The sequence below is a fragment of the Roseateles sp. genome (assembly GCF_036486225.1).
Taxonomy (GTDB): domain Bacteria; phylum Pseudomonadota; class Gammaproteobacteria; order Burkholderiales; family Burkholderiaceae_C; genus Roseateles.
Genome location: NZ_DASVNZ010000045.1, coordinates 1 through 8,750 on the forward strand (window position 1 = coordinate 1; position 8,750 = coordinate 8,750).

General features: G+C 68.1%; 7 protein-coding genes. All 7 read right to left on the reverse strand.

Annotated elements, in window-relative coordinates; genetic code table 11:
- Positions 1–383: 383 nt before the first annotated feature.
- Positions 384–1,616 (reverse strand): cell division protein FtsZ, encoded by a 1,233-nt coding sequence (gene ftsZ, locus VF536_RS03845; protein ID WP_331613465.1) that lies wholly within the window; start codon positions 1,614–1,616, stop codon positions 384–386.
- 127 nt (positions 1,617–1,743) lie between these two features.
- Positions 1,744–2,973, reverse strand: a complete 1,230-nt coding sequence (ftsA, locus tag VF536_RS03850; protein ID WP_067276931.1) for a cell division protein FtsA — start codon at positions 2,971–2,973, stop codon at positions 1,744–1,746.
- Between the two features lie 8 nt (positions 2,974–2,981).
- Positions 2,982–3,818 carry a cell division protein FtsQ/DivIB gene (locus VF536_RS03855; protein WP_331613467.1) on the reverse strand — a complete coding sequence of 279 codons (837 nt, stop codon included), beginning with the start codon at positions 3,816–3,818 and terminating at the stop codon, positions 2,982–2,984.
- 55 nt (positions 3,819–3,873) lie between these two features.
- On the reverse strand, positions 3,874–4,890 hold the full coding sequence (locus tag VF536_RS03860) for a D-alanine--D-alanine ligase (protein ID WP_331613468.1): 1,017 nt from the start codon (positions 4,888–4,890) through the stop codon (positions 3,874–3,876).
- Complete coding sequence (gene murC, locus VF536_RS03865) at positions 4,887–6,329, reverse strand: UDP-N-acetylmuramate--L-alanine ligase (protein WP_331613469.1); 1,443 nt, start codon at positions 6,327–6,329, stop codon at positions 4,887–4,889. The genes VF536_RS03860 and murC overlap by 4 nt, the downstream gene beginning before the upstream one ends.
- Positions 6,326–7,435, reverse strand: coding sequence for an undecaprenyldiphospho-muramoylpentapeptide beta-N-acetylglucosaminyltransferase (gene murG / locus VF536_RS03870; protein WP_331613470.1), 1,110 nt, complete (start codon positions 7,433–7,435; stop codon positions 6,326–6,328). Before murG ends, murC begins: the two co-directional genes overlap by 4 nt.
- A gap of 79 nt (positions 7,436–7,514) precedes the next feature.
- Positions 7,515–8,750, reverse strand: a complete 1,236-nt coding sequence (gene ftsW, locus VF536_RS03875; protein WP_331613471.1) for a putative lipid II flippase FtsW — start codon at positions 8,748–8,750, stop codon at positions 7,515–7,517.

Consider the following 8,750-nt stretch of genomic DNA (forward strand, 5'->3'; position numbering starts at 1 on the left):
AGCAGCGGCGTGGACGGACGTGCGTTCCAGGGCCGTCGCGCAGGCGCGGCCGGTCGCTCCGACGTCGTCTTCCCCACCTCAGCCTGGACCATGCATCCGCTCTGTCTTGTGATCGCGCGCCAGTGTGCCGAAGTTCACAGAACGGCACGAGCGCTCAATTGCAACAAAGGCCCCTTGAATGCGGGCGCCCAGCGGCTGCCGCAGCGGCCAGTTGGGATGCACCGCTAGGCGCAAACCGCAGCCATCGCCCAGCTATGGCGAGGATTTGCAACGACGCGGGGCGCCCAACTGGTCGCTGCGGCGGATGCCGGAAGTAAAAAAGGCCACGTCCCGGAGGACGTGGCCTTGAAGCTGATGGCGTTCGAGAGAGGTCGGTCTCGGTCTCAGTCCGCCTGCTTGCGCAGGAAGGCCGGGATCTCGATCTCGTCCATGCCGTTGGACGACAGCGCCTCGACCTTGGCCGCGGCCGTGCGGCCGTGGCGCCAGACGCTGGGCACGCTCATGCCGCCGAAGTCGGTGGTCGACATGGTCGCCGCGGCCGGCGCACCCTGCGCGGCGGCCGAACCCGGCATCACCACCGGCTGCGTCAGCACCGGCATGTTGTCGGTGCCGGTGCGCAGCTGCGGCTGCTGCACGACCAGCTGCGGCTGCTGGCGCGCCGCGGCGCGCTGGCTCAGGCCGGTCGCGATCACGGTGACGCGCAGCTGGTCGCCCAGCGATTCGTCGTAGGCGGTGCCGTAGATGATGTGCGCGTCTTCAGCGGCGTAGCGCTTGATCGCGGTCATCGCGTTGCGGCTCTCGGCCAGCTTGAAGTTGTTGCGGCTCGCCGCGATCAGCACCAGCACGCCGCGCGCGCCGGACAGATCGATGCCTTCCAGCAGCGGGCAGGCGACGGCGCCTTCCGCAGCCTTGGACGCGCGGTCCGGACCGGCCGCCACGGCCGTGCCCATCATCGCCTTGCCCGGCTCGCTCATCACGGTCTTCACGTCTTCGAAGTCGACGTTGACCAGGCCCGGCATGTGGATGATGTCGGAGATGCCGCCGACCGCGTTCTTCAGCACGTCGTTGGCGTGCGCGAAGGCCTGGTCCTGGGTGACGTCGTCGCCCAGCACTTCCAGCAGCTTGTCGTTGAGCACGACGATCAGCGAGTCCACGTTCGCTTCGAGTTCCTGCAGGCCCAGGTCCGCGGCCTTGCCGCGGCGGTTGCCTTCGAACTCGAACGGCTTGGTGACCACGCCGACGGTCAGGATGCCCATTTCTTTCGCCACGCGGGCGATCACGGGCGCCGCGCCGGTGCCGGTCCCGCCGCCCATGCCGGCGGTGATGAACAGCATGTGCGCGCCGGTGATGGATTCGCGGATGCGCGCCTCGGCTTCCTCGGCGGCAGTCTTGCCGACCTCGGGTTTCGCGCCGGCGCCCAGGCCGGTATGGCCCAGTTGCAGGAGTTGATCGGCCTTGGAGCGATTCAGGGCTTGGGCATCCGTGTTGGCCACGATGAATTCCACGCCCTGGACACCTTGGCTGATCATGTGCTCGACCGCGTTGCCGCCGCCGCCCACGCCGATCACCTTGATCTGGGTGCCTTGATCAAACTCTTCGATCATCTCGATCGCCATATCAAACCTCCTGTCCATATTGTGCAGTTGCCATCAGCAAAATAGAAGTGGGATCCACCCTTTTTTAGGGGGCAAAACCCTCAAACGTCGTAAAGAAAGCGTCAACCCACCGGTCAGTGCCGGCTTCTTAGAAATTCCCCAGGAACCAATCCTTGGCGCGACCGAACAAGGTCTTCACGGACCCCGCCTGCTGCGCCGCCTTGAATCCCCGGGTGCGCGACAGCCGCGCTTCCTCCAACAATCCCATCACGGTGGCCGACCGGGGATTGGCCACCATGTCGAACAACGCGCCGTTGTAGGTCGGATTTCCCCGGCGTACCGGTTTCAGGAAAATATCCTCGGCCAGTTCCACCATCCCCGGCATCACCGAGGAACCGCCCGACAGGACAATTCCCGAGGACAACAGCTCTTCGTAGCCGGATTCCCGGATGACCTGGTGGACCAGCGAGAAGATTTCCTCGACCCGAGGTTCGATGACCCCGGCCAAAGCCTGCTTGGAGAGCATGCGGGGTGCCCGGTCGCCCAAACCCGGCACCTCCACCTGATCCGCCGGATCGGCCAGCAATTGCTTGGCCACGCCGTGCTCCACCTTGATTTCCTCCGCATCCTTGGTCGGGGTGCGCAGCGCCATCGCGATATCGCTGGTAATCAGGTCGCCGGCGATTGGAATCACCGCGGTATGGCGGATGGAGCCGCCGGTGAAAATCGCCACGTCGGTCGTGCCGGCGCCGATGTCGACCAGGGCCACGCCCAGGTCGCGCTCGTCCGAAGTCAGTGCCGCCAAACTGGAAGCGCTAGGATTCAGAACGAGTTGCTCGACTTCCAGCCCGCAGCGGCGCACGCACTTGACGATGTTCTCGGCCGCGCTCTGGGCCCCGGTCACGATGTGGACCTTGACCTCCAGCCGGCCGCCGCTCATGCCGATCGGCTCTTTCACCTCATGGCCGTCGATGACGAATTCCTGTGGCTCCACCAAAAGGAGGCGCTGGTCGTTCGGGATATTGATGGCCTTGGCGGTTTCCACCACCCGGGCGACATCCACCGGCGTGACTTCCTTGTCCCGCACGATCACCATCCCGGTCGAGTTCTGACCGCGGATATGGCTGCCGGTAATCCCGGTATAAACCCTCGAGATCCGGCAGTCGGCCATCATTTCGGCCTCTTTCAAGGCCTGCTGGATGGACTGGACGGTGGCGTCGATATTGACCACGACGCCGCGCTTCAGGCCGTGACTCGGCGCGACGCCCAGACCGGCGATGCGCAATTGGCCGTCCCCCATCACCTCGGCCACCACCGCCATGATCTTGGCGGTGCCGATGTCCAACCCGACGACCAAATCCTTGTATTCCTTGGCCATGCCTGTCCTCAATTCTTCTTGGCGCCCTTGGGCGCAGTGGTAACCGTCGTCACGCCCGCCAGCCGGACCGCATATCCGGATTCGTGGCGGAGGTCCGCCGATACCAGCGAGGTGCGGTAGCGGGCGGTGATCTGGGGAATGCTGGCGATGAATTGGCCATACCGGGCGACGACCTCGGCCTCGCTGCCGCGGCCGAGTTCGACGATCGCGCCCTTTTCGAGCGTCGCCTTCCAGGAGCCGCGGCCGGATAAATCCAGCCGGGCGACACCTTCATCCAGTTTTCCGTGTGTCAGCGGATCGAGTTGCCGCCACATCGCCAGCATCGCGGCGGAGGATTTGGCCGGGCCGGCCAGGGTGGGCAGGTCCTCATCCTCGACGTCGCCGAGATTCGCTTCGAAGACCTCGCCGAAACTGTTGACCAGCCGGGTATCGACGACCGCCTCGCTGTCGGCGTCGGCGTTTTCGGCCTTGGTTTCCCAGTACGCGGCGGGGCGGTGTTCCTCGAGGGCGACCACCAGGTGCAGCGGCCAGACGCGACGCACCGCCGCGTGGCGCACCCAGGGCACCGACTCGAAGGCGGCGCGCGCCTGCTGCAGGTTCATCGTCAGGAAGTTGCCGCTCAGCCGCGGCAGCGCGTTCGCGCGCAGCGAGGCGCTGCTGTTGCGGCTCACGTCGCCCTCGACGGTGATGGACTTGATCGAGAACGCCGGTTGTCTCGCCAGCCAATGCAGACCCACGGCCCCGGCGGCCAGCGCCACGATGGCCAGCAGCAGGCCCGCGACGCCGTTCATCACTCGGATGTCGGGCGGCAGCGGGCTCGCGGTGTGGGTGAAGGTGGCGCCCATGGCGGTGGCTCGGTTCTCTTGCGCTCGTGCGTCTGCGAGTTCGTTGAGGGCCGACTCAGGCCTGGCTGTCCAGCCGCGCTTGCGACAGGAGATACAGGCACAGCTTCGGGTAGGAGATGCCGACGGCGGCGGCCGCCTTCGGCACCAGCGAATGGGAGGTCATGCCCGGCGAGGTGTTGATCTCCAGCAGGAAGAGCTGGCCGTCGGACTTGCGGCGCATCACGTCGACGCGGCCCCAGCCGCGCGCGCCCAGCGAGCGGTAGGCGGCGAGGACCAGGTCTTGCACGCGGGCCTGCTCATCGGCCGGCAGTTGGCCGACCAGGTACTGCGTGGTGTCGGTGAAGTACTTGTTCTGGTAGTCGTAGTTGCCGCCTTCGGCGCGGATCTCGATCACCGGCAGCGCGATCGCGTCCGCGCCCTCGCCCAGCACCGGGCAGGTCAGCTCGGCGCCGTCGACGAATTCCTCGCACAGCACTTCGGCGTCGTACTTCGCGGCGAGCTCGACGGCTTCCTGCATGTCGGAGTAGCCCATCACCTTGCTTGCTCCGATCGAGGAGCCCTCGTGCGGCGGCTTGACGAAGATCGGCAGGCCGAGCTCGTCCGGCACGGCGCGGACGCGCTCGCGCTGCAGCTCGCCGCGCTTGAGGCTGACCCAGCGCGGCGTCGACAGCTGGTCGGCCAGCCAGACGCGCTTGGTGGTGATCTTGTCCATCGCGATGGCCGAGGCCATCACGCCGGAGCCGGTGTACGGGATGCCCATCAGTTCGAGCGCCCCCTGCACCGTGCCGTCCTCGCCGTGGCGGCCGTGCAGCGCGATGAAGGCGCGCTGGAAACCCTCGGACTTGAGTTCGAGCAGGTTGCGCTGGCCCGGGTCGAAGGCGTGCGCGTCGACGCCTTCCGACTGCAGCGCGGCCAGCACACCGCTGCCCGACATCAGCGAGACCTCGCGTTCGGCCGAGTCGCCGCCGAAGAGCACGGCGACCTTGCCGAGCGACTTCGCATCGATGCGGTCGATGGCCAGGTGTTGATACAGCGCGGAGGGCGCCGAAGCATTGTTGAGGTCCGTGGTCATGCGCGGCCTCCCTTCGTCATGAGTTCAACGGTGCGCGCGGGGACGGCGGCGATCGAGCCGGCCCCCATCACGATCACCACATCGCCGGCGCGCGCCTGGTGGGCGATCGCCTGCGGCAGTCCCTGCCAGTCGCCGACGAAGCCGGCTGCGGTGCCGCGGTCGGTGACCGCGCGCGCCAGGCTCTCGCCGCTGATGCCGGGCAGCGGGGACTCGCTGGCGGCATAGATCTCGGTGAGCAGCACGCCGTCGGCCTGCGCCAGGACGTCGGCGAATTCCTCGAAGCAGTCGCGGGTGCGCGTGTAGCGGTGCGGCTGGAAGGCCAGCACGAGACGACGACCCGGATAGGCGCCACGCGCGGCCTTCAGCACGGCCTGCATCTCGACCGGGTGATGGCCGTAGTCGTCGATGAGCAGCGCCGTGCCCGACGCCGCACCGGCGCCCTCGCCCGCAGCCGTCACCGGCAGTTCGCCGTAGGACTGGAACCGGCGACCCACGCCGCCGAAGTTCGCCAGTCCCTGCAGCAGCGCGGCGTCGTCGATGCCCAGCTCCATCGCCATCGCGATCACCGACAGCGCGTTCAGCACGTTGTGCTGGCCGTTCAGGCGCAGCAGCACGTTCAGCACCGGCAGCTCGCGGCCCTGGCGGTCGCGGCGCAGCGCGACGAAGCGCATGCCGCCGCCGGCCTCGGCGGCGACGTCGGTCGCGCGCACGGCGTTGCCGGCTTCGAACCCATAGAGGATCACCGGCCGCGACAGCATCGGCACGATGCTGCGCACCCCCTCGTCATCGCCGCAGAGCACCGCCGCGCCCCAGAAGGGCATCCGATGCAGGAAGTCGACGAAGGCCTGACGCAGACGGGCCATGTCGTGCCCGTAGGTGTCCATGTGGTCGGCGTCGATGTTGGTGACGATCGCCAACTGCGGCAGCAGGTGCAGGAAGGAGGCGTCGGATTCGTCCGCCTCGACGACCATGTGCAGCCCGCCGCCCAGCGCCGCGTTCGCGCCCGCGGCCAGCAGCTGTCCGCCGATCGCGTAGCTCGGATCGAGTCCGGCCTGCTGCATCACCGTCGTCAGCAGCGAGGTCGTCGTCGTCTTGCCATGCGTGCCGGCGACGGCGATGCCCAGGCGCGGGCGCATCAGCTCGGCCAGCATCTGCGCGCGCAGCAGTACGGGGATGCCGTGCTGGTGGGCGGCCATCAGCTCGGGGTTGTCAGCCTTGATCGCGCTGGACTTGACCAGCACCTGCGCGGCACCGACGTGTTCGGCGGCGTGGCCGATCATCACGTCGACGCCCAGCGTGCGCAGGCGGCGCGTGGTGTCGCTCTCGCCCTGGTCGGAGCCGCTCACGCGATAGCCCTGCGCCACCAGCAGTTCGGCGATACCGCTCATGCCGGCGCCGCCGATACCGGTGAAGTGGATGCGTTGGAGGGCGTGTTTCATGCGCGCGCTCCGTTGCCCGACTTGGCGTCGCGTTCGTTGACGAGCGCTTCCAGCTCATCGGCCACGCGCCCCGCCGCGCGCGGACGCGCCAGCGAGCGCGCCTTGGACGCCATCGCCAGCCAGTGCTCGCGCGGCTGCTGCAGCAGGTCGAACAGCGCCTGCGCGCTGAGCTCGCCCTGCGGCAGGTGCGTGCCTGCGTTGTGCTGCGCCATGTATTGCGCGTTGTCGCGTTGATGCGAGGTCGTGCTGACGACCAGCGGCACCAGGACGCTGGCGACGCCGGCGGCGCACAGCTCGGACACCGTCACCGCGCCGGCGCGGCAGATCACCACGTCGGCCTCGGCCAGGCGCTGCGCCATGTCGTTGATGAAGGGCACGACCTCGGCCTGAACGCCGAGCTTCGCGTAGGCCGCCTGCACGAGCGGGAAGTTCGCCTCGCCCGTCTGGTGCGTGACAAGCGGGCGCTGATGCTCGTCCCACAGCGCAAGCGTCTGCGGCAGCACGTCGTTGATCGCGCGCGCGCCCAGCGAGCCGCCGACCACCAGCACCTTCAGCGGACCGGTGCGATCGGCGAAGCGCAGCTCGGGCGCGGGCAGGTCCTCGATCTCGACGCGGACCGGGTTGCCGGTGACCACGCTCTTCTTCTGCTGCGCGGCGGCGAGGCCGTCGAAGCCGAAGGCGATCTTCTTCGCGACCGGCGCGAGCGCCTTGTTGGACAGCAGCAGCGCCGCGTCGGCGTTCACCAGCATCAGCGGACGACGCATCACCCAGGCCATCAGGCCGCCGGGGAAGCAGACGTAGCCGCCCATGCCGAGCACCGCGTCGGCCTTGCGCGCGCTGAAGACGTGCGCGCTCTGGCCGAGCGCCTTGAACAGGCGCACGACACCCAGCAGCGAATGCTTCAGGCCCTTGCCGCGCAGGCCGGCAAAGGACAGACGGTCCATCGCCAGTCCGGACGGCGGCACGAGCTTGTTCTCCATGCCCGCTTCGGTGCCGAGCCAGGACACGGTCCAGCCGCGGCGCTGCATCTCGGCGGCGACGGCCAATCCGGGAATCACGTGGCCGCCGGTTCCGGCGGCCATGACGACGAGGTGACGCGTGCTCATGTGGACCCCTCGTCCGCGGCACGCCGCGTCCGGTCCCCCGAGGGGACGTGAGCTTGCTTGGGGCGGCCCGGCGCTGCGCTCATGCCCGGCCCCCTCGCATCAGTTGTCTGTTCTCGATGTCGATTCGCAAGCAGATGGCCAAGGCAATGCAGTTCAGAACGGTGGCCGAGCCGCCGTAGCTCATCAGCGGCAGCGTCAGGCCCTTGGTCGGCAGCGCGCCGAGGTTGACGCCCATGTTGATGAAGGCCTGGCCGCCCATCCAGATACCGATGCCCTGCGCGTAGAGGCCGGCGAAGACGCGGTCCAGCGCCACGGCCTGGCGGCCGATGTGGAACAGGCGGCGCGACAGCCAGAAGAACGCGAAGATCACGATGGCCACGCCGATGAAGCCCAGTTCCTCGCCGATGACGGCGAGCAGGAAGTCGGTGTGGGCCTCGGGCAGGTAGTGCAGCTTCTCGAGGCTGGCCCCCAGGCCCTGGCCGAAGAACTCGCCGCGGCCGAAGGCGATCAGCGAGTGCGTCAGCTGGTAGGCCTTGCCCTGCGCGTACTTCTCGTCCCACGGATTCAGGTAGGCGAAGATCCGCTCGCGGCGGAAGTCGCTGAAGGTGATCATCAGCACGAAGGCGCCGATCAGCACCGCCACGCTGAGGAAGAACATGCGGCCGTTGACGCCGCCCAGGAACAGGATGCCCATCGCGATGGCCGCGATGACCATGAAGGCGCCCATGTCCGGCTCGGCCAGCAGCAGCATGCCGGTGAAGGCCAGCGCGGCGGCCATCGGCCACACGGCGCGGACGAAGTTCTCCTTCACCTCCATCTTGCGGACCATGTAGTTGGCCGCGTACATCGCGATGGCCAGCTTGGCCAGCTCCGACGGCTGGAAGTTCATGACGCCCAGCGGCAGCCAGCGGCGCGCGCCGTTGACGCCTTTGCCCACGTGCGGGATCAGCACGATCATCAGCAGCGCCAGCGCGACGACGAAGAGCTTGGGCGCGTGGCGCTCCCAGAAGCTCACCGGCACCATCACGGTGATCCAGCCGGACAGCAGGCCGATCACGATGAACAGGCTCTGACGCACGAAGAAGTGCATCGGCTGGTACTTCGCGAACTTGGGGTTGTCGGGCAGCGCGATCGACGCCGAATAGACCATCAGCAGGCCCAGCGCCAGCAGCGACAGCACGACCCAGATCAGCGTCAGGTCGAAGCCGAGCAGGCGCGTCGGCTGGCCGGCCGAGGTGGAGACCCAGTCGCGCACCGGCACGTCGACGCTGCCCGCGCCGCCGGCGCCCGCGGCCGTCGGACGGCGCGAGGCCAG